General features: G+C 42.2%; 23 protein-coding genes. 4 read left to right on the top strand and 19 right to left on the bottom strand.

What is annotated here, in order from left to right:
- Nucleotides 1-69: 69 nt before the first annotated feature.
- The 3 genes from IP510_RS12170 to IP510_RS12180 all read left to right on the top strand — a co-directional run bounded on the left by IP510_RS12170 (nt 70) and on the right by IP510_RS12180 (nt 3088).
- Nucleotides 70-1260 carry a TPM domain-containing protein gene (locus IP510_RS12170; protein ID WP_194365123.1) on the top strand — a complete coding sequence of 397 codons (1191 nt, stop codon included), beginning with the start codon at nt 70-72 and terminating at the stop codon, nt 1258-1260.
- 100 nt (nt 1261-1360) lie between these two features.
- Entirely contained in the window at nt 1361-1885 is a 525-nt protein-coding gene (locus IP510_RS12175; RefSeq protein WP_194365124.1) for a TPM domain-containing protein, read from the top strand.
- Between the two features lie 204 nt (nt 1886-2089).
- Nucleotides 2090-3088, top strand: a complete 999-nt coding sequence (locus IP510_RS12180; protein WP_194365125.1) for an adenosine deaminase — start codon at nt 2090-2092, stop codon at nt 3086-3088.
- Between the two features lie 87 nt (nt 3089-3175).
- Here IP510_RS12180 and IP510_RS12185 read toward each other — a convergent pair whose 3' ends face one another.
- Nucleotides 3176-3976 (bottom strand): SIR2 family NAD-dependent protein deacylase, encoded by an 801-nt coding sequence (locus IP510_RS12185; RefSeq protein WP_194365126.1) that lies wholly within the window; start codon nt 3974-3976, stop codon nt 3176-3178.
- A gap of 35 nt (nt 3977-4011) precedes the next feature.
- Here IP510_RS12185 and IP510_RS12190 point away from each other — a divergent pair, with 35 nt between their 5' ends.
- Nucleotides 4012-4374, top strand: a complete 363-nt coding sequence (locus IP510_RS12190) for a hypothetical protein (protein WP_194365127.1) — start codon at nt 4012-4014, stop codon at nt 4372-4374.
- A gap of 312 nt (nt 4375-4686) precedes the next feature.
- Here IP510_RS12190 and IP510_RS12195 read toward each other — a convergent pair whose 3' ends face one another.
- The 18 genes from IP510_RS12195 to IP510_RS12280 all read right to left on the bottom strand — a co-directional run bounded on the left by IP510_RS12195 (nt 4687) and on the right by IP510_RS12280 (nt 19010).
- Complete coding sequence (locus IP510_RS12195) at nt 4687-5508, bottom strand: tyrosine-type recombinase/integrase (protein ID WP_194365128.1); 822 nt, start codon at nt 5506-5508, stop codon at nt 4687-4689.
- Between the two features lie 36 nt (nt 5509-5544).
- On the bottom strand, nt 5545-6702 hold the full coding sequence (locus IP510_RS12200; protein WP_194365129.1) for a zonular occludens toxin domain-containing protein: 1158 nt from the start codon (nt 6700-6702) through the stop codon (nt 5545-5547).
- The gene (locus IP510_RS12205; protein ID WP_194365130.1) at nt 6702-6983 is read right to left on the bottom strand and encodes a DUF2523 family protein; all 282 of its coding nucleotides are present in this window, start codon (nt 6981-6983) and stop codon (nt 6702-6704) included. Before IP510_RS12205 ends, IP510_RS12200 begins: the two co-directional genes overlap by 1 nt.
- Before the next feature lie 74 nt (nt 6984-7057).
- Nucleotides 7058-8713 (bottom strand): virulence factor TspB C-terminal domain-related protein, encoded by a 1656-nt coding sequence (locus tag IP510_RS12210; RefSeq protein ID WP_194365131.1) that lies wholly within the window; start codon nt 8711-8713, stop codon nt 7058-7060.
- A 118-nt stretch (nt 8714-8831) separates the two neighbouring features.
- The gene (locus IP510_RS12215; RefSeq protein WP_194365132.1) at nt 8832-9092 is read right to left on the bottom strand and encodes a major capsid protein; all 261 of its coding nucleotides are present in this window, start codon (nt 9090-9092) and stop codon (nt 8832-8834) included.
- Nucleotides 9093-9108: 16 nt separating this feature from the next.
- Complete coding sequence (locus IP510_RS12220) at nt 9109-9291, bottom strand: hypothetical protein (protein WP_194365133.1); 183 nt, start codon at nt 9289-9291, stop codon at nt 9109-9111.
- A 3-nt stretch (nt 9292-9294) separates the two neighbouring features.
- Nucleotides 9295-9594 carry a hypothetical protein gene (locus tag IP510_RS12225; protein WP_194365134.1) on the bottom strand — a complete coding sequence of 100 codons (300 nt, stop codon included), beginning with the start codon at nt 9592-9594 and terminating at the stop codon, nt 9295-9297.
- A gap of 11 nt (nt 9595-9605) precedes the next feature.
- The gene (locus tag IP510_RS12230; RefSeq protein ID WP_194365135.1) at nt 9606-10781 is read right to left on the bottom strand and encodes a replication initiation factor domain-containing protein; all 1176 of its coding nucleotides are present in this window, start codon (nt 10779-10781) and stop codon (nt 9606-9608) included.
- A gap of 291 nt (nt 10782-11072) precedes the next feature.
- On the bottom strand, nt 11073-11315 hold the full coding sequence (locus IP510_RS12235; RefSeq protein ID WP_194365136.1) for a hypothetical protein: 243 nt from the start codon (nt 11313-11315) through the stop codon (nt 11073-11075).
- Between the two features lie 1066 nt (nt 11316-12381).
- Entirely contained in the window at nt 12382-13203 is an 822-nt protein-coding gene (locus IP510_RS12240; protein WP_194365128.1) for a tyrosine-type recombinase/integrase, read from the bottom strand.
- Between the two features lie 36 nt (nt 13204-13239).
- Nucleotides 13240-14397, bottom strand: coding sequence for a zonular occludens toxin domain-containing protein (locus tag IP510_RS12245; protein ID WP_194365129.1), 1158 nt, complete (start codon nt 14395-14397; stop codon nt 13240-13242).
- The gene (locus IP510_RS12250; RefSeq protein ID WP_194365130.1) at nt 14397-14678 is read right to left on the bottom strand and encodes a DUF2523 family protein; all 282 of its coding nucleotides are present in this window, start codon (nt 14676-14678) and stop codon (nt 14397-14399) included. The genes IP510_RS12245 and IP510_RS12250 overlap by 1 nt, the downstream gene beginning before the upstream one ends.
- A gap of 74 nt (nt 14679-14752) precedes the next feature.
- Nucleotides 14753-16408 carry a virulence factor TspB C-terminal domain-related protein gene (locus IP510_RS12255; protein ID WP_194365131.1) on the bottom strand — a complete coding sequence of 552 codons (1656 nt, stop codon included), beginning with the start codon at nt 16406-16408 and terminating at the stop codon, nt 14753-14755.
- Nucleotides 16409-16526: 118 nt separating this feature from the next.
- Nucleotides 16527-16787, bottom strand: coding sequence for a major capsid protein (locus IP510_RS12260; RefSeq protein ID WP_194365132.1), 261 nt, complete (start codon nt 16785-16787; stop codon nt 16527-16529).
- A gap of 16 nt (nt 16788-16803) precedes the next feature.
- On the bottom strand, nt 16804-16986 hold the full coding sequence (locus tag IP510_RS12265; RefSeq protein WP_194365133.1) for a hypothetical protein: 183 nt from the start codon (nt 16984-16986) through the stop codon (nt 16804-16806).
- Between the two features lie 3 nt (nt 16987-16989).
- On the bottom strand, nt 16990-17289 hold the full coding sequence (locus tag IP510_RS12270; RefSeq protein WP_194365134.1) for a hypothetical protein: 300 nt from the start codon (nt 17287-17289) through the stop codon (nt 16990-16992).
- Nucleotides 17290-17300: 11 nt separating this feature from the next.
- On the bottom strand, nt 17301-18476 hold the full coding sequence (locus IP510_RS12275; protein ID WP_194365135.1) for a replication initiation factor domain-containing protein: 1176 nt from the start codon (nt 18474-18476) through the stop codon (nt 17301-17303).
- 291 nt (nt 18477-18767) lie between these two features.
- Entirely contained in the window at nt 18768-19010 is a 243-nt protein-coding gene (locus IP510_RS12280) for a hypothetical protein (RefSeq protein WP_194365136.1), read from the bottom strand.
- Nucleotides 19011-19068 lie beyond the last annotated feature (58 nt).

Below are 19068 nucleotides of genomic sequence, written 5' to 3' on the forward strand. Positions count from 1 at the left end.
GATAACGTAATGACGGTTGGTTAATGTCCATTAATTTGTAAACGTGTCATTTGAGGTGGTAGAGAGTAGATGAATCATTCAAAAGCAATCTTATCAGCATTACTGTTCACACTGAGCGTTAGTGGCGCGTCAGTGCTGCATGCTGCGCCTAATGGAGATGGTAATGATATTGCTGTGGCGATAGACAATGCCTCGAATCTACAAAACCGTAGTGTCGAAGACTTGGTGGCGATTGCCAAAGCAGGAGAGTCCAACGAGGCGATCAATGATGCGGTGTTGAATAATGAGGCCATTAATGAGGCAGTACTGGGTAACGATGCTATCAATCAAAGCGGTGTCAGTGACGAAGCAACCGCTGGTTCAAAAACAACCGCTCAGCCACCAATCAGATCCAGTGCTGAGAGTGTCGCTGCCGACAAGCTGATACTCAACGAGCCCGTCGTTGATCAGGCCAATATCTTAAATCCGCAAGAAAAGCTACGTCTAGAGACACAGCTCAGAAGTATCTATCAGCAAGGTTTAGCGCAAGCAGCCGTTGTCATCGTCCCAACCACCAATGGCGTACCAATTTTTGACTATGCGTTGCAGGTCGCTGAGAAATGGGAATTGGGTGATAAAGCAATCGATGACGGATTATTGGTCGTCGTCGCTGTCAACGATCGCGAAATGTATATCCTAACCGGCTACGGATTAGAAGGTGTGCTACCAGATGCGGTGGTCAACCGTATTATTCGTGAAGATATCACGCCACTATTTAAAAAAAATGACTATGGCGCGGGGATAATCGCTGGTGTCGATGCACTCAAAACGCGCCTAACTGCTGATCCTGAAGTGTTGGCGCGTGCTGATGCGCAAGCTGCAGAGCGCACGGCACAACAAGGCTCAGATGAGCTACCATCACCTATTTTCTTATTTATCATGGCGATGATTTTTGGTAGTTTTATTACCAACATCTTAGGCCGAGTGTTTGGTTCTATTATTACCGCAGGTGGGTTTTTTGCTGGCTCTTTGGCACTGGGCGGCGGGTTCTTTATGACGTTGATTATGGCAATATTTATATGGCTGTTTTTGATCTCACGCGGCGGTGGCGGTGGCAAAGGTGGCGGCGGTAAAGGCGGTAAACGACGCGGCGGTATGATTTTCTTACCCGGTATGGGCGGCGGAAGTGGTGGCGGCTTTGGCGGTGGTGGTTTCGGAGGCGGCGGCTTTGGTGGCGGCGGTGGAGGTTTCGGTGGCGGCGGTGCTGGCGGCTCATGGTAAGTAGCTATTAAAAATTGGTTAGTAAAAACCAAGCAAATGAAGCCGCAGTAAAACACACGCAAACAACCTGCAAAAACGATGTCTGTGAGGAAATAATTAAATGTCAGAAAACAATGCTCCAAAAACCAGTTTTGCCCGCTGGTGGCGTCAGGTCTTATTCGTGCCTTTATTGCATAGCAAGTGGCTGACAGCAGATGCTAGAGCTCGCCTGACAGACGAGGTGACCCGTGCTGAGCTTGGACATCGCGGCGAGGTGTTTTTGATTGTAGAAAACCACCTGCCTATTCAAGACGCCTATCAGATGGATTGCCGCGAGCGCGCCGTTGATTTGTTTAGTGAATACCGAGTTTGGGACACTGAAGAAAATACAGGTGTCTTGGTTTATGTCAATATCTGCGAGCATCAACTAGAAATAGTTGCTGACCGCGGCATCAGTAACCATGTGAGCCCAACTGTCTGGCGCGCCATGAGCGAAAAAGCAGTATCAGGTATTGCCAATAAAAAAACAGAAGCAAGCTTGGCTGAACTGCTAGACGAAATTGGGCAGGTGTTGCGTCAATACTATCATCTTGAGCATGACCCAGCCGGCAATGAGTTGTCTGATACGGTAGTATTTTTAAAGTAGTTTGTGCTTTGTACGGTTTTATTAAGAAAGCTACTTCTATAAACAGGTTATCTATGCAGTCAAAGGGTTTTGTTTTAGGCGATATGCTTTTAGTGTTAAAATGGCGCCTCTGGGACAGATAACGCCTTATATATGCATAGCTTGATTATCCTGCTATGTAACATTTACTAGTGCTCGTCTCGATAAAATTATTATTGGAATACTATGATTGATTTAATACAGAAGTTACCAAAAGCTGAACTACACTTGCACATTGAAGGCTCTTTAGAACCTGAGCTGATGTTCAGATTGGCTAAAAAAAACAAGGTAGAAATTCCTTACAAAGACATAGAAGACGTACGCAATGCGTATAATTTCACCAATCTACAAACGTTTTTAGATATTTATTATGCAGGCGCAAATGTCCTACTCACCAAAAGCGACTTTTATGATTTGACGTGGGAATATATTCTCAAATGTGTAGAAGACAATGTCATTCATACAGAGATATTCTTTGACCCACAGACACATACTGACCGAGGCGTGCCTTTCGAAGCTGTCATCATGGGTATCAAAGAAGCACTCGCCGATGCCAAAGAAAAGTATGGTATTACCTCTTGCATCATTATGTGTTTCCTAAGACATTTATCACAAGAACAGGCGTTTGAAACCTTAGAGCAAGCATTGGCGTACAAAGACGACATCATTGGCGTTGGTCTTGATTCATCAGAATTGGGTAACCCGCCGTCGAAATTCAAAGAAGTCTTCAAGAAAGCCAAAGAAGAAGGGTTTAAGTTGGTTGCTCACGCTGGTGAAGAAGCTGACTTTTCGTATATCTATGAAGCATTAGACTTGTTGAACATCAATAGAATCGATCATGGTGTACAGTCTATAAAGAGTCCGGAGCTGATGCAAAGGCTCAAAGATGAGCAGATGCCACTGACCGTTTGCCCTAACTCAAATATCGAACTCAGAGTCTTTGATACTTATAAAGAGCATAATATCAAAGAGCTTTTGGACTACGGTCTGAACATCAGTGTCAACTCAGATGATCCTGCGTACTTTAAAGGTTATGTGAATCAGAACTTTATCAATTTATGCGAAAATCTGCCAATGACAGAAGAGGACATCGTCACGCTAGTAAAGAATTCTTTTAGATCAGCGTTTATCAGCGATGAGCTAAAAGACGCTTACTTAGCGAGAGTGGATCTTGCATTACAGTAAGTCTCCAACCGCGACGCTGCAGTAGAAAAGGCTTAACAGTTGATATCAATCGTTAAGTCTTTTTTATTATTTATTTGATACACATACTTATAAAGCCGTAATGTCTTCTATCAGCAGCGGCAAGACGATACCAGCTTTCTGTGATAGCGTGATATCGACGATGCTATTGGGGGTTGGATCAGGGTTTATTTCAATAATATGAGCGCCGTTTTGTTTGGCCAGTTGCGCCAGTCCTGCAGCAGGATAAACGAGGCTTGATGTGCCAATACTGATAAACACCTCACAACCAGCGGCCGCTGTTTCAGCCGTCTCCCATGCCTGTACGGGCAGTGCCTCTCCAAACCAAACAATATCTGGTCTGATATAACCATCGCAGTGTGAGCAAGTAATCAAGGTGTCATCAAAATTTAAGACGTTTTGGGTGTCATAGGCAGCGCTTGATTGGTCTTGATAGGGCGTCTCACAACTACTACATCGATTGCGTGACAGTTGGCCATGCAGATGAGTCACTGTACTACCAGCTTGCTCATGCAAGTTATCGACGTTTTGGGTAATGAGAGTAATCTGCTGCTTAGAAGACTGAGCATGGTACTGCCACTGGGCCAACGCATAATGGGCAGGATTGGGTGATTTATCGGCAACCAGCTGCCGGCGCCATTGATACCAAGACCATACCAGCTTTGGATCGCGAGCAAACCCATCAGGTGTTGCTAAATCCTCCACACCATAGTTTCCCCATAATCCTGTTTGCTTATCGCGAAACGTTGGAATGCCACTTTCGGCTGAAATGCCCGCACCAGTTAAAATACAAATACGCTGTTTCGATCCCAATAGTGTGGCCGCAAATTTTACTTCTGCTATTACCGCTGGTGATAATTCTGCTAACATGAGCCAACCCTTGCAAATAATGGATATTTTTTCTTATGATAGATGGAATTTGGTGGCTTGTCATATTGTTCGCCGTTATCGTCACTTTATGGCTTATTGCAAAGTCGCGAGAAGCAAAAGCAGGCGAGAAACACGGTAGCACCAAGTCAAAAAACACAACATCTAATGATGCTTTGCAAAAGACGTTTGTCTTACTAAAGCAGTATTTTCCCGATTATAAAGTTGCACGCAAATCGAATCATTTGCTTGTTAGCCAGCAAAATAGAAAAATTGCAATGATTACGATTGATAAAAAGATTGCTTCAGGCCAGAGACTGTTAGGAGACGTGCCTGTGATCAATTATCACCGTGTACCCAGTCGCGCTCAGCTGATGGCTAACTTGCAAGACGCAGAGTAAATTTGCTATATAGTCAATCCTCTATAAATTGTGTAAGGTGCCAGTCTCGTTCAGTCTACTACTTGTAGTACTTTCATTCGGCTTCCTTGTATCCAAATTATACTGAACCGACTATAGGTGAGAGATTTAGAAATATATAGGCACAGAAAAGCTGCAAACCTTTTGAAGTGTGTTTGAGAAGTATAGGCAATTTGGGGTAATGTTAGGGAAGGCTGTAATACGATGATTGGTGCGCTCGGCGGGAATCGAACCCACGACCCTCGGCTTCGGAGACCTACCGAGCACAATTATCAGTTACAATAAATTACATTGTTAATCTAATAAATCGACCGCTTCGACATATTGAGCATAATCAAGATGGGCGTAACGCATCGTACTCTCTATATCACCATGCCCCAATAAATCCTTAATTGTATAAATCCCAACGCCTTTTTGAATAAGCCATGACGCGTAAGTATGGCGCAAATCATACATAGTACAATTAACGCCAGCTCTTTTTTTGCATAATTGAAAACCTTTGCTATAACTTTTCACCCTGTCGCCAGTCTTACAGTTAGCAAAAACATAATCACTTTTTGCTTGCTCGTGTCTCTCCAATAGCACCATCAAAGCGGTATTATTCAAGTATTTATACATGGTGCGCTTAGACTTACTATAATGATTTCTAACAATAAATTGATGTTTGTCTAAGTGTACGTTTGACCATTTCAGAGTTAATAGCTCAATAGGGCGGCAACCTGTCATAGTGAGCAGTACAATAAAATCATGTAGATCGTTATTGTCTGTCTCCAATGCAGACTTTAAAAGCCTTTCATATTGTGACCTATTCAGGTAATTAGCAATATAATCATCTTCGATAAATTTAACATTTTCAAAAGGGTTATTAATTTTTAACTCGTAATCTTCATTCACTCGATTAATCGCAGCACGAGCAAAAGAACATTCACGGTTAATGGTGGCATTGGAGACAGTGACACGCCTAAATTGTGCATATTGTTTTACGTCTTTTTTCCTTAAATCCTTTAAATTATAGGCATCAAAAAAGCGGAGGTTATCCGCTCGATATTGATACTTGTTTTTGGTCAGATGATATTCTTGATAATACTCGATGACTTCTGATAATTTACTAAACATCGTTAAAACTCCTATATGCAAAATTGCGGCGGAATTTTAACTATTGTTTGGTAATGGGGGAGGTGGGTTGTTTACATAATCAGTATTTTGATTGTTAGCATTGACATTATTATTTGTGCTAGCGGTATTACTATTATTATTTGCAGCCATTGAAGAAGAACGCTTATGCGGTCTATTGTCAGGATTGGCGAGCATATCAAAACATTTCTCTTGTGTGATATTTAAACCATCACCATACATATTATAAGCCCGACAAGTGCCGTTCATTGACATGATGCTATCAGGTCGGATCAGGTCATGCTTGCCAACTTCGACCGTATAATCATTGAGATATTTTTTATATAACTCATCTAATTGGGCTTGCGTAAGCTCATCAGGATTGACCATAGCAGGGTTATTAAAACCACTGGCAGCACTGCCACCACTTGTTATCGTTTCGGTATTGTCTTTGGTACTACCTAGCATTTCTTCGCTACGTTCCTCAGCACCACCAATAAAGGCGTAAACTTTACCAACACCCCAAATACCGACAGGAATACCAATTAAGATAATAGCGATGACAAAGCCAATCATATACAAAACGCGCTTTGGTATCTTGCGCTTTTGGTCATGATTAGCACCATCTTCGACAGACTTATAAAGTTTGGTTGTTTCTTTATCTAGCTTATGCGTGAACGACTCGACAGCGTGAGCTTTCCATGCACCCTTATCATCAATGGTACTCATTGCGCCAGCGAACTGGAAAACTTTGGGTTTACCATCTTTGAAAGGGTGACTAATATGATAATGAACGTCAACGAGTTTACGTAGGGCAGAGTGTACGAAGGTCGGGTCTTGGGTCATGACAACGATGTTTAAGTTAGCATGGCGTATCATAGTCATATTTTTAATACGACTATCAGAGCTGATTTTGGTATTTGAGTTATCAGCCCATTCTAATAACTGGGCTTCGTCATAAAAGACGGTAGCGTTAGCGATACCATCTTCATTTAAAAGCGTTTGCCAGTCATCTGGTGACTTCTCGACACCTTCGATATTCAGACCAGCAATATCAGCATAGACAGGGTGGTCAGGGAAGTTATCAACGATATACTTTATTTGAGCGGTGGCAAAGTGCGATTTACCAGCACCTTTTTTGCCAGTAATCAGTACAAGCCCTTGACCCTTGATTAGGCCGTTGCTAACCGTAGCCATTATTTAGCAGCCCTAGATAGTGATATTTTAGTCGCTCCGATAGTAGCGCGAACGATGACAGCACCGATCACAATAGAGACAGCCGCGTCCATACCTGCAAGATGTAGAATTGCAGCCATATCACCAAGCGCACCAGCACTAACAACAATTTTATTTACATAGTAATTAATGACAGCAAAAACGATTGCGCCCGATGCTAAACCTAAGCCCATACCAAGCAAAACACGCTTACCCAATCCGCCAAACGTGCTAGTAATTGCCCCAGCTATAATTTTCCACATAGTAAAGCCCTCGATTATTTAGCCGACACAGCGCAAACAATCGGAGATTGCCCTTGCGCTTGTGTCGGCATTATTTATTCTCTACCTCTACCACCTGAGATAATAAGTAAGCCGCTAATCCATGCGCCCAATATGACAGCAGGGTTTATCAGACTGGCAAAATGACAAAATGGGGCATAACTGATATTTAGATTTTGAGACGCACCCATAAGACTAACTGGTATCAATACATTGTCAGGACATTGAGATTGAAAAGAGACATAACCAGCATTAACTTTGTCCTGCCAACCGTCCTCTATTGTTTCAGTTATAGATACGTTGTCATCTACTGACTCGACAGCTTCAAGCGTTAGCCACTCTTTCATTCCTGAATATTCCTGTTTAACCCATGTCATATAATCACACACAGGCGTAGCCCATGAGCAGAAAGCAGGGAGTTCAAAAGGCTTTGTCGCTTCGGCTTTGGCTTTTTCGGCAGCTTTTTCAGCAGCAGCTTGCTTTTCTTTGGCAGCAGCAACAGCAGCATCAGCAGCTTCTTTGGCAGCTTCGGCAGCAGCTTGTGCAGCAGTATCACCAGAGGCTTTTGCAGCAGCAACATCAGCGGCAGCTTTATCAGCGGCAGCTTGTGCGGCTTGTGTAGCAGCATCGGCAGCACGTTCAGCAGCAGCAGCGCGATCATTCGCAGCGGCAACGGCAGCATCAGAAACAGCTTTGGCATCAGCGGCGGCTTTTTCAGCAGCGGCAGCTTTAGCATTGGCGGCATCTATAGCAGCAGTATCAGCACCCGAATTGACTAAATCAGCAGCAGCATCAGCAGCATCAGAAGCAGCATTTGCAGCATCTTTTGCAGCATCAACAGCAGCTTGACCCGCTTTTTTTGCAGCATCGGCAGCATCTTTTGCAGCATCAGCTTGATCGCCAGGACTAGCACCAGACATACCACTATCACCAACGCCAATATCAGAACCGTGAGTTACGTTACCATTACCGGAGATTGGAACAGAAGGAACAAGAGGCTTGTTATCAGAAGTGGGAACAGCACCGGACAATAAATCAGCATCAAATTGACCACCGATAACCATTTCAGTCGCAGTTTCTAACGTGGCAGACTTAGAGGAAGCATGACCGGAATCAGCATTTTTAATAACTTGAGCAGCAGCAGCAGGGATAGAGATATATTCGGTTTTTGCTGGGATTTGTTCATCAAGTATCTGCCCGTTTGTGGGAATAATAGAACCATCTAAAACAAAATAACATGAAAAAGAATTTGAAGAAGTTTGGGAAACCTTATTATAAGTGGCGCGTGGGTACTTAATGGAAATGTAATACTTACAAGAGTCTTCCATGCTTACATAACTTTTACCCGCACTTGTTACATAAGCTCTTTTAATTTGTGGTTTAAGATCATAAGCAACTCTATCTTGTGCGTATTCAGGTCTAAAAGAATCAATATCAGCGAGGTCAGGGGCAAGCTGTATAGCAGCATAAACAAGAGCAGCCCAGTTAGCACCTTTACCAAGTTTTAAAGCAAGACGACCAGCAGTGGGAGCAATGTTAACAGCAGATTTATAACCAGCTTTTGAGGCAGAGACAACGGTACGAGAACCAGCAGAGACAGCGCTAGTGACAGACCAAGAGGAGGCAGCGAAAGCCGTTTGTGTGTTTGCAAAGACGATCAGTAACGATAAAAACACATAAAGAACTTTTCGATACAGTAGGTTAATGTGCATGAAAAGTCCTTTATATATTCTATTGGTTGATTTAGTTATAAATTGAGCGCGTCCCTAATTGCGACGATGATACAAACCATCGCAATTATTTGTAGGACGAATTCGGGCGAGAAGCTCATTAGAACGCAGCTTTAACCCATTTGAATACGCGACCAGTTGCGTAAACAGATAGAACAGCCATACCGACAGAAGCAACAACGGCGACCATACCAGTAATCATGGTAACAATATCAGTCATTGCAGGGATTTCGATAGCTTCGGCATGAGCACTAGACAACGTGAGAGCGTAAGCAGTGGTTGCACCCACTACAGTCGCAAACTTAGTTACGTTGCTTGGTGCTTTAGCATCAGTTACTTGTACGATTTGATTTTCTGACATGGTTAATTCCTTTTGTTTAAAAAAATGTACGTCTGACAATCTTTATCGCTGCTACGGTGGCGAAAAGTGCTGCGATTGAAAAAATAAAGGTCATCATCTGTTCATTGGTGAGTTTATAGCCACCGTAATCGGGTACAGCCTGCCATTGGACGCACTCGCTAGACTCTGAAAGCTCGACACATTGGTAAACCGTATTCATTATTTAAGCCTTAGCTTGTATTTGTGATGTAATCGGAGTGACTTCGAGAACAACAATTTTAGAGCTTTTACCAGAGGTGATAAGTTCCATATCAACATCAGCCTGAATAGGGAATTTAAGGCCAAGCAACTTGTCAAAGTTATCAGACAAGCCCCAGTTATATTCAGTAGTAGCAAAGCCCATCATATCGCCGCTATCGACGTTCATTTTGGTTTGTACATAAATTTTAGTGCTGTCGTATGGACGACCTTCCATTTCGCCTTTAGAGCGTTTAGCACCAGTTATCGTTACTCGTTGTTGCATGGGTTATACTCCTAGAATGGTATAGCGCACTTTTGATGATTGTCCGACCACGGCGCGTATGTTGGCGGATTTTTAATAAACTTTTCATGGACTCTTAGACGTTTTGGATAAAAATCCTTTTTTTCAGTTTGGAGAAGGTCAAGGATCAACGTATCATCAGGTATTAAATTGCCTTGACTGTCTTTTTTAACAAACAATTCACGATAGGCAGCGATGTAACGACCCGCTTGATGTTTCCAAATCTGAATAGATTTATTTAAACTGATTTCAGCTTCTTTTTTGGTACAGGGAACACGACTAACCGTGTCGAATATTTCACCTTTTGCGTGCTCTACAAGCTCCAAGCAGAAAGGGTAAGCACCTGCAAAATATTGAGTAGGGGCTATAAGCATTTCAAAGGGTAGGTGACGGCCCGCAGTACCAAACTCGACTTCACTACGAAACCAAAGACTGTCAACATCACCAAACTTTTTGCCTTTCTCATAACCTCGATATAGCTTGCCGTTTTCGCGTTTACCTACTTGGAGAGTACGACCCGCACCAGTGGGACGTTTCCAGTCGCCTAGATGCTGGACTGTAGGCATACGATTAGTTAGGGCAAACATACCTTGACTGTCAGCCTCATCGGCAATTTCAGGTGACGAGTAAATGCCTTCAAAGTCGTCATGTGCTAGGTCAATGCGTGTGAGCTTTGGATTAGTAGCGTCACACTTTAAAAAGTTGTATAGGTTATGCTCCCAATAGTTATCGGCATATTGGCAGCCAGTACCAGTTATCATGATTAGTACCGTATTGTTTTGACCACCTATTGCTATTGTGCCGAGCTTGGCATCGTTGTTGCCAATGCTAAAACCATACTTATAAAAGTGAATGCCTTTACCGTTATAGGTTGCATCTGAGAAATCAGAGCCGAAAATATCAGATAAAACCGTTGTTATCTCAAAGACAAATTCTTTGACAAGTTCTAGCCTTTCGGCTTCTGACATTTCTGTGTCGTTCAATACTTGGTCAAATTCTCCGAAGGTTTCTACAGAAGTAACAAAGTTAACAGCATCAATAATGACTTGCTCAGTACCTACAGGCATACGGATTGGCACTAATTCAACACCCTTAGCGGTGCGAATGGTAAGCTCTTGCTTAGATGCTATGTCAGAGATCTGTTTTCTGTAGTTAAGTGTCGTTTTCATGTCAGCCATCCTTCGTTACCCCCGTGTTACAAGTGGGGGTTTTTCGTTCCCACGATTTAACAGTCATTATTACTAAGTTTAAATATGCCCCCGCCGCCTTTCTTGACTCTCCGATATTTACGGCTTCGTGCATACGCTACCAATCACTACATTAAGTCGACTACATTCTCTGCGGTCATTCGTTCTTTGTTAACTTCACTCTTTATCACTTACATTTTCTACACCTGCAAACACCCTCAATTCTTCGGCGGCGGCGGGGGCGTTAAACTAAAGCAACAAGCCCTGTCAAAGCTACTCACCAAAGAACCTACTTATAAGCTCGTTCTCACTGCGAATTATTTCCAAGTAAGCCGAAACTGTCACTGGCGACAACTGATTTTCGACCGTCACTTCTTCCAAGTAGCCTAAGCATTCTTCTCCGATGTCAGCGACATTACCTGTCGCTATAACCTTACTGGCTTTATCGGAAACAAGACGCGCTACAAGATTAAAAGCGGCTTGCTTAAATTCGGTTTCAGTCGCATAAAAAATCATCAGCTAACGCCCTTCGGTTGTTGGGTCAATCATTAATCATTGATAACAGAAAAGACTGTTATCAATGATTAATAATTCGACCGTCTGTAAAACGGTTAAATTATTAATTCTTATCAACTCTTAGAACGTACCGAGATAAAAAGAGTTACAACACATACAACGGTTAGAACGACAGTAAGGAAAAATATAAACTTAAACATTAAACCTAATACTTTTGAGCGCTGCCGCTGATGCCAATAATAGGACAATGATTAAATACTAAAAATGTAATTTACTAATGCGATCTCTAAAAATCAAAAGAGCAATAGAAAGAAAAACAACTAAAAGAAATATAAAAAAAGCCTTAATGAATAACAATAATTCATCAGACAACAAGACATGCATTTCTAAGAAAGGCTGATAGTTCATAGCCATTACTCCAAGTTGGAAGGAACAGACGTTCCATTAACTGGATAAGCATTAGAACCATAAGAGAAAGCTAGTTTTTCAAGGTGCGAAATATTAAAGATGCCCCCGCCCACTTCATCAAGATCACATTTGACAGCGCATGACGAAGTTTCTGGAGGACAGGAGCAAAGGGTTAAGACCTCGACAGGACTATCAGAGATAGGCTGGACGGACTCAGAAAGACTTTTATATAATTGATACATAGTTGACACTCCAGAATAGTGTAAGATTGAATTAACGAAAACAACTATCTGTTCTCATTTTGAAATTTATAACAATTATGAGAATTATGCAAGCGGAGTAAATGACATGAAATTAGAAATGCTAATTGCAAGAGCTAAATATTTCGAGAAGTCACAAAAGAAAATGGCTGAAAAACTAGGTACATCACCTAGTCGTTTTAGCGACTGGAAAACAGGAAGAATAAAGCCAACAGCATTTGAGATATTTCAAATAGCAGAGATGGCAAGGCTTGAGCCTGAAAATACGTTCTATGATGTGATGACAGAAGTTGACAAGGATAATGCGGATTATTGGTGCGCTCGGCGGGAATCGAACCCACGACCCTCGGCTTCGGAGACCTACCGAGCACAATTATCAGTTACAATAAATTACATTGTTAATCTAATAAATCGACCGCTTCGACATATTGAGCATAATCAAGATGGGCGTAACGCATCGTACTCTCTATATCACCATGCCCCAATAAATCCTTAATTGTATAAATCCCAACGCCTTTTTGAATAAGCCATGACGCGTAAGTATGGCGCAAATCATACATAGTACAATTAACGCCAGCTCTTTTTTTGCATAATTGAAAACCTTTGCTATAACTTTTCACCCTGTCGCCAGTCTTACAGTTAGCAAAAACATAATCACTTTTTGCTTGCTCGTGTCTCTCCAATAGCACCATCAAAGCGGTATTATTCAAGTATTTATACATGGTGCGCTTAGACTTACTATAATGATTTCTAACAATAAATTGATGTTTGTCTAAGTGTACGTTTGACCATTTCAGAGTTAATAGCTCAATAGGGCGGCAACCTGTCATAGTGAGCAGTACAATAAAATCATGTAGATCGTTATTGTCTGTCTCCAATGCAGACTTTAAAAGCCTTTCATATTGTGACCTATTCAGGTAATTAGCAATATAATCATCTTCGATAAATTTAACATTTTCAAAAGGGTTATTAATTTTTAACTCGTAATCTTCATTCACTCGATTAATCGCAGCACGAGCAAAAGAACATTCACGGTTAATGGTGGCATTGGAGACAGTGACACGCCTAAATTGTGCATATTGTTTTACGTCTTTTTTCCTTAAATCCTTTAAATTATAGGCATCAAAAAAGCGGAGGTTATCCGCTCGATATTGATACTTGTTTTTGGTCAGATGATATTCTTGATAATACTCGATGACTTCTGATAATTTACTAAACATCGTTAAAACTCCTATATGCAAAATTGCGGCGGAATTTTAACTATTGTTTGGTAATGGGGGAGGTGGGTTGTTTACATAATCAGTATTTTGATTGTTAGCATTGACATTATTATTTGTGCTAGCGGTATTACTATTATTATTTGCAGCCATTGAAGAAGAACGCTTATGCGGTCTATTGTCAGGATTGGCGAGCATATCAAAACATTTCTCTTGTGTGATATTTAAACCATCACCATACATATTATAAGCCCGACAAGTGCCGTTCATTGACATGATGCTATCAGGTCGGATCAGGTCATGCTTGCCAACTTCGACCGTATAATCATTGAGATATTTTTTATATAACTCATCTAATTGGGCTTGCGTAAGCTCATCAGGATTGACCATAGCAGGGTTATTAAAACCACTGGCAGCACTGCCACCACTTGTTATCGTTTCGGTATTGTCTTTGGTACTACCTAGCATTTCTTCGCTACGTTCCTCAGCACCACCAATAAAGGCGTAAACTTTACCAACACCCCAAATACCGACAGGAATACCAATTAAGATAATAGCGATGACAAAGCCAATCATATACAAAACGCGCTTTGGTATCTTGCGCTTTTGGTCATGATTAGCACCATCTTCGACAGACTTATAAAGTTTGGTTGTTTCTTTATCTAGCTTATGCGTGAACGACTCGACAGCGTGAGCTTTCCATGCACCCTTATCATCAATGGTACTCATTGCGCCAGCGAACTGGAAAACTTTGGGTTTACCATCTTTGAAAGGGTGACTAATATGATAATGAACGTCAACGAGTTTACGTAGGGCAGAGTGTACGAAGGTCGGGTCTTGGGTCATGACAACGATGTTTAAGTTAGCATGGCGTATCATAGTCATATTTTTAATACGACTATCAGAGCTGATTTTGGTATTTGAGTTATCAGCCCATTCTAATAACTGGGCTTCGTCATAAAAGACGGTAGCGTTAGCGATACCATCTTCATTTAAAAGCGTTTGCCAGTCATCTGGTGACTTCTCGACACCTTCGATATTCAGACCAGCAATATCAGCATAGACAGGGTGGTCAGGGAAGTTATCAACGATATACTTTATTTGAGCGGTGGCAAAGTGCGATTTACCAGCACCTTTTTTGCCAGTAATCAGTACAAGCCCTTGACCCTTGATTAGGCCGTTGCTAACCGTAGCCATTATTTAGCAGCCCTAGATAGTGATATTTTAGTCGCTCCGATAGTAGCGCGAACGATGACAGCACCGATCACAATAGAGACAGCCGCGTCCATACCTGCAAGATGTAGAATTGCAGCCATATCACCAAGCGCACCAGCACTAACAACAATTTTATTTACATAGTAATTAATGACAGCAAAAACGATTGCGCCCGATGCTAAACCTAAGCCCATACCAAGCAAAACACGCTTACCCAATCCGCCAAACGTGCTAGTAATTGCCCCAGCTATAATTTTCCACATAGTAAAGCCCTCGATTATTTAGCCGACACAGCGCAAACAATCGGAGATTGCCCTTGCGCTTGTGTCGGCATTATTTATTCTCTACCTCTACCACCTGAGATAATAAGTAAGCCGCTAATCCATGCGCCCAATATGACAGCAGGGTTTATCAGACTGGCAAAATGACAAAATGGGGCATAACTGATATTTAGATTTTGAGACGCACCCATAAGACTAACTGGTATCAATACATTGTCAGGACATTGAGATTGAAAAGAGACATAACCAGCATTAACTTTGTCCTGCCAACCGTCCTCTATTGTTTCAGTTATAGATACGTTGTCATCTACTGACTCGACAGCTTCAAGCGTTAGCCACTCTTTCATTCCTGAATATTCCTGTTTAACCCATGTCATATAATCACACACAGGCGTAGCCCATGAGCAGAAAGCAGGGAGTTCAAAAGGCTTTGTCGCTTCGGCTTTGGCTTTTTCGGCAGCTTTTTCAGCAGCAGCTTGCTTTTCTTTGGCAGCAGCAACAGCAGCATCAGCAGCTTCTTTGGCAGCTTCGGCAGCAGCTTGTGCAGCAGTATCACCAGAGGCTTTTGCAGCAGCAACATCAGCGGCAGCTTTATCAGCGGCAGCTTGTGCGGCTTGTGTAGCAGCATCGGCAGCACGTTCAGCAGCAGCAGCGCGATCATTCGCAGCGGCAACGGCAGCATCAGAAACAGCTTTGGCATCAGCGGCGGCTTTTTCAGCAGCGGCAGCTTTAGCATTGGCGGCATCTATAGCAGCAGTATCAGCACCCGAATTGACTAAATCAGCAGCAGCATCAGCAGCATCAGAAGCAGCATTTGCAGCATCTTTTGCAGCATCAACAGCAGCTTGACCCGCTTTTTTTGCAGCATCGGCAGCATCTTTTGCAGCATCAGCTTGATCGCCAGGACTAGCACCAGACATACCACTATCACCAACGCCAATATCAGAACCGTGAGTTACGTTACCATTACCGGAGATTGGAACAGAAGGAACAAGAGGCTTGTTATCAGAAGTGGGAACAGCACCGGACAATAAATCAGCATCAAATTGACCACCGATAACCATTTCAGTCGCAGTTTCTAACGTGGCAGACTTAGAGGAAGCATGACCGGAATCAGCATTTTTAATAACTTGAGCAGCAGCAGCAGGGATAGAGATATATTCGGTTTTTGCTGGGATTTGTTCATCAAGTATCTGCCCGTTTGTGGGAATAATAGAACCATCTAAAACAAAATAACATGAAAAAGAATTTGAAGAAGTTTGGGAAACCTTATTATAAGTGGCGCGTGGGTACTTAATGGAAATGTAATACTTACAAGAGTCTTCCATGCTTACATAACTTTTACCCGCACTTGTTACATAAGCTCTTTTAATTTGTGGTTTAAGATCATAAGCAACTCTATCTTGTGCGTATTCAGGTCTAAAAGAATCAATATCAGCGAGGTCAGGGGCAAGCTGTATAGCAGCATAAACAAGAGCAGCCCAGTTAGCACCTTTACCAAGTTTTAAAGCAAGACGACCAGCAGTGGGAGCAATGTTAACAGCAGATTTATAACCAGCTTTTGAGGCAGAGACAACGGTACGAGAACCAGCAGAGACAGCGCTAGTGACAGACCAAGAGGAGGCAGCGAAAGCCGTTTGTGTGTTTGCAAAGACGATCAGTAACGATAAAAACACATAAAGAACTTTTCGATACAGTAGGTTAATGTGCATGAAAAGTCCTTTATATATTCTATTGGTTGATTTAGTTATAAATTGAGCGCGTCCCTAATTGCGACGATGATACAAACCATCGCAATTATTTGTAGGACGAATTCGGGCGAGAAGCTCATTAGAACGCAGCTTTAACCCATTTGAATACGCGACCAGTTGCGTAAACAGATAGAACAGCCATACCGACAGAAGCAACAACGGCGACCATACCAGTAATCATGGTAACAATATCAGTCATTGCAGGGATTTCGATAGCTTCGGCATGAGCACTAGACAACGTGAGAGCGTAAGCAGTGGTTGCACCCACTACAGTCGCAAACTTAGTTACGTTGCTTGGTGCTTTAGCATCAGTTACTTGTACGATTTGATTTTCTGACATGGTTAATTCCTTTTGTTTAAAAAAATGTACGTCTGACAATCTTTATCGCTGCTACGGTGGCGAAAAGTGCTGCGATTGAAAAAATAAAGGTCATCATCTGTTCATTGGTGAGTTTATAGCCACCGTAATCGGGTACAGCCTGCCATTGGACGCACTCGCTAGACTCTGAAAGCTCGACACATTGGTAAACCGTATTCATTATTTAAGCCTTAGCTTGTATTTGTGATGTAATCGGAGTGACTTCGAGAACAACAATTTTAGAGCTTTTACCAGAGGTGATAAGTTCCATATCAACATCAGCCTGAATAGGGAATTTAAGGCCAAGCAACTTGTCAAAGTTATCAGACAAGCCCCAGTTATATTCAGTAGTAGCAAAGCCCATCATATCGCCGCTATCGACGTTCATTTTGGTTTGTACATAAATTTTAGTGCTGTCGTATGGACGACCTTCCATTTCGCCTTTAGAGCGTTTAGCACCAGTTATCGTTACTCGTTGTTGCATGGGTTATACTCCTAGAATGGTATAGCGCACTTTTGATGATTGTCCGACCACGGCGCGTATGTTGGCGGATTTTTAATAAACTTTTCATGGACTCTTAGACGTTTTGGATAAAAATCCTTTTTTTCAGTTTGGAGAAGGTCAAGGATCAACGTATCATCAGGTATTAAATTGCCTTGACTGTCTTTTTTAACAAACAATTCACGATAGGCAGCGATGTAACGACCCGCTTGATGTTTCCAAATCTGAATAGATTTATTTAAACTGATTTCAGCTTCTTTTTTGGTACAGGGAACACGACTAACCGTGTCGAATATTTCACCTTTTGCGTGCTCTACAAGCTCCAAGCAGAAAGGGTAAGCACCTGCAAAATATTGAGTAGGGGCTATAAGCATTTCAAAGGGTAGGTGACGGCCCGCAGTACCAAACTCGACTTCACTACGAAACCAAAGACTGTCAACATCACCAAACTTTTTGCCTTTCTCATAACCTCGATATAGCTTGCCGTTTTCGCGTTTACCTACTTGGAGAGTACGACCCGCACCAGTGGGACGTTTCCAGTCGCCTAGATGCTGGACTGTAGGCATACGATTAGTTAGGGCAAACATACCTTGACTGTCAGCCTCATCGGCAATTTCAGGTGACGAGTAAATGCCTTCAAAGTCGTCATGTGCTAGGTCAATGCGTGTGAGCTTTGGATTAGTAGCGTCACACTTTAAAAAGTTGTATAGGTTATGCTCCCAATAGTTATCGGCATATTGGCAGCCAGTACCAGTTATCATGATTAGTACCGTATTGTTTTGACCACCTATTGCTATTGTGCCGAGCTTGGCATCGTTGTTGCCAATGCTAAAACCATACTTATAAAAGTGAATGCCTTTACCGTTATAGGTTGCATCTGAGAAATCAGAGCCGAAAATATCAGATAAAACCGTTGTTATCTCAAAGACAAATTCTTTGACAAGTTCTAGCCTTTCGGCTTCTGACATTTCTGTGTCGTTCAATACTTGGTCAAATTCTCCGAAGGTTTCTACAGAAGTAACAAAGTTAACAGCATCAATAATGACTTGCTCAGTACCTACAGGCATACGGATTGGCACTAATTCAACACCCTTAGCGGTGCGAATGGTAAGCTCTTGCTTAGATGCTATGTCAGAGATCTGTTTTCTGTAGTTAAGTGTCGTTTTCATGTCAGCCATCCTTCGTTACCCCCGTGTTACAAGTGGGGGTTTTTCGTTCCCACGATTTAACAGTCATTATTACTAAGTTTAAATATGCCCCCGCCGCCTTTCTTGACTCTCCGATATTTACGGCTTCGTGCATACGCTACCAATCACTACATTAAGTCGACTACATTCTCTGCGGTCATTCGTTCTTTGTTAACTTCACTCTTTATCACTTACATTTTCTACACCTGCAAACACCCTCAATTCTTCGGCGGCGGCGGGGGCGTTAAACTAAAGCAACAAGCCCTGTCAAAGCTACTCACCAAAGAACCTACTTATAAGCTCGTTCTCACTGCGAATTATTTCCAAGTAAGCCGAAACTGTCACTGGCGACAACTGATTTTCGACCGTCACTTCTTCCAAGTAGCCTAAGCATTCTTCTCCGATGTCAGCGACATTACCTGTCGCTATAACCTTACTGGCTTTATCGGAAACAAGACGCGCTACAAGATTAAAAGCGGCTTGCTTAAATTCGGTTTCAGTCGCATAAAAAATCATCAGCTAACGCCCTTCGGTTGTTGGGTCAATCATTAATCATTGATAACAGAAAAGACTG

The sequence above is a fragment of the Psychrobacter sp. NG254 genome (assembly GCF_015277735.1).
Classification (GTDB): Bacteria; Pseudomonadota; Gammaproteobacteria; order Pseudomonadales; family Moraxellaceae; genus Psychrobacter.

Excerpts from the sequence above, each read along its gene's own strand:
- IP510_RS12185 (WP_194365126.1), bottom strand. The coding sequence starts at position 3,976 with ATGTTAGCAGAATTATCACCAGCGGTAATAGCAGAAGTAAAATTTGCG.
- IP510_RS12245 (WP_194365129.1), bottom strand. The coding sequence starts at position 14,397 with ATGGCTACGGTTAGCAACGGCCTAATCAAGGGTCAAGGGCTTGTACTG.
- IP510_RS12235 (WP_194365136.1), bottom strand. The coding sequence starts at position 11,315 with ATGATTTTTTATGCGACTGAAACCGAATTTAAGCAAGCCGCTTTTAAT.
- IP510_RS12200 (WP_194365129.1), bottom strand. The coding sequence starts at position 6,702 with ATGGCTACGGTTAGCAACGGCCTAATCAAGGGTCAAGGGCTTGTACTG.
- IP510_RS12260 (WP_194365132.1), bottom strand. The coding sequence starts at position 16,787 with ATGTCAGAAAATCAAATCGTACAAGTAACTGATGCTAAAGCACCAAGC.
- IP510_RS12240 (WP_194365128.1), bottom strand. The coding sequence starts at position 13,203 with ATGTTTAGTAAATTATCAGAAGTCATCGAGTATTATCAAGAATATCAT.
- IP510_RS12195 (WP_194365128.1), bottom strand. The coding sequence starts at position 5,508 with ATGTTTAGTAAATTATCAGAAGTCATCGAGTATTATCAAGAATATCAT.
- IP510_RS12265 (WP_194365133.1), bottom strand. The coding sequence starts at position 16,986 with ATGAATACGGTTTACCAATGTGTCGAGCTTTCAGAGTCTAGCGAGTGC.
- IP510_RS12180 (WP_194365125.1), top strand. The coding sequence starts at position 2,090 with ATGATTGATTTAATACAGAAGTTACCAAAAGCTGAACTACACTTGCAC.
- IP510_RS12225 (WP_194365134.1), bottom strand. The coding sequence starts at position 9,594 with ATGCAACAACGAGTAACGATAACTGGTGCTAAACGCTCTAAAGGCGAA.
- IP510_RS12190 (WP_194365127.1), top strand. The coding sequence starts at position 4,012 with ATGATAGATGGAATTTGGTGGCTTGTCATATTGTTCGCCGTTATCGTC.
- IP510_RS12275 (WP_194365135.1), bottom strand. The coding sequence starts at position 18,476 with ATGAAAACGACACTTAACTACAGAAAACAGATCTCTGACATAGCATCT.
- IP510_RS12210 (WP_194365131.1), bottom strand. The coding sequence starts at position 8,713 with ATGCACATTAACCTACTGTATCGAAAAGTTCTTTATGTGTTTTTATCG.
- IP510_RS12255 (WP_194365131.1), bottom strand. The coding sequence starts at position 16,408 with ATGCACATTAACCTACTGTATCGAAAAGTTCTTTATGTGTTTTTATCG.
- IP510_RS12220 (WP_194365133.1), bottom strand. The coding sequence starts at position 9,291 with ATGAATACGGTTTACCAATGTGTCGAGCTTTCAGAGTCTAGCGAGTGC.
- IP510_RS12170 (WP_194365123.1), top strand. The coding sequence starts at position 70 with ATGAATCATTCAAAAGCAATCTTATCAGCATTACTGTTCACACTGAGC.
- IP510_RS12215 (WP_194365132.1), bottom strand. The coding sequence starts at position 9,092 with ATGTCAGAAAATCAAATCGTACAAGTAACTGATGCTAAAGCACCAAGC.
- IP510_RS12270 (WP_194365134.1), bottom strand. The coding sequence starts at position 17,289 with ATGCAACAACGAGTAACGATAACTGGTGCTAAACGCTCTAAAGGCGAA.
- IP510_RS12175 (WP_194365124.1), top strand. The coding sequence starts at position 1,361 with ATGTCAGAAAACAATGCTCCAAAAACCAGTTTTGCCCGCTGGTGGCGT.
- IP510_RS12250 (WP_194365130.1), bottom strand. The coding sequence starts at position 14,678 with ATGTGGAAAATTATAGCTGGGGCAATTACTAGCACGTTTGGCGGATTG.
- IP510_RS12230 (WP_194365135.1), bottom strand. The coding sequence starts at position 10,781 with ATGAAAACGACACTTAACTACAGAAAACAGATCTCTGACATAGCATCT.
- IP510_RS12280 (WP_194365136.1), bottom strand. The coding sequence starts at position 19,010 with ATGATTTTTTATGCGACTGAAACCGAATTTAAGCAAGCCGCTTTTAAT.
- IP510_RS12205 (WP_194365130.1), bottom strand. The coding sequence starts at position 6,983 with ATGTGGAAAATTATAGCTGGGGCAATTACTAGCACGTTTGGCGGATTG.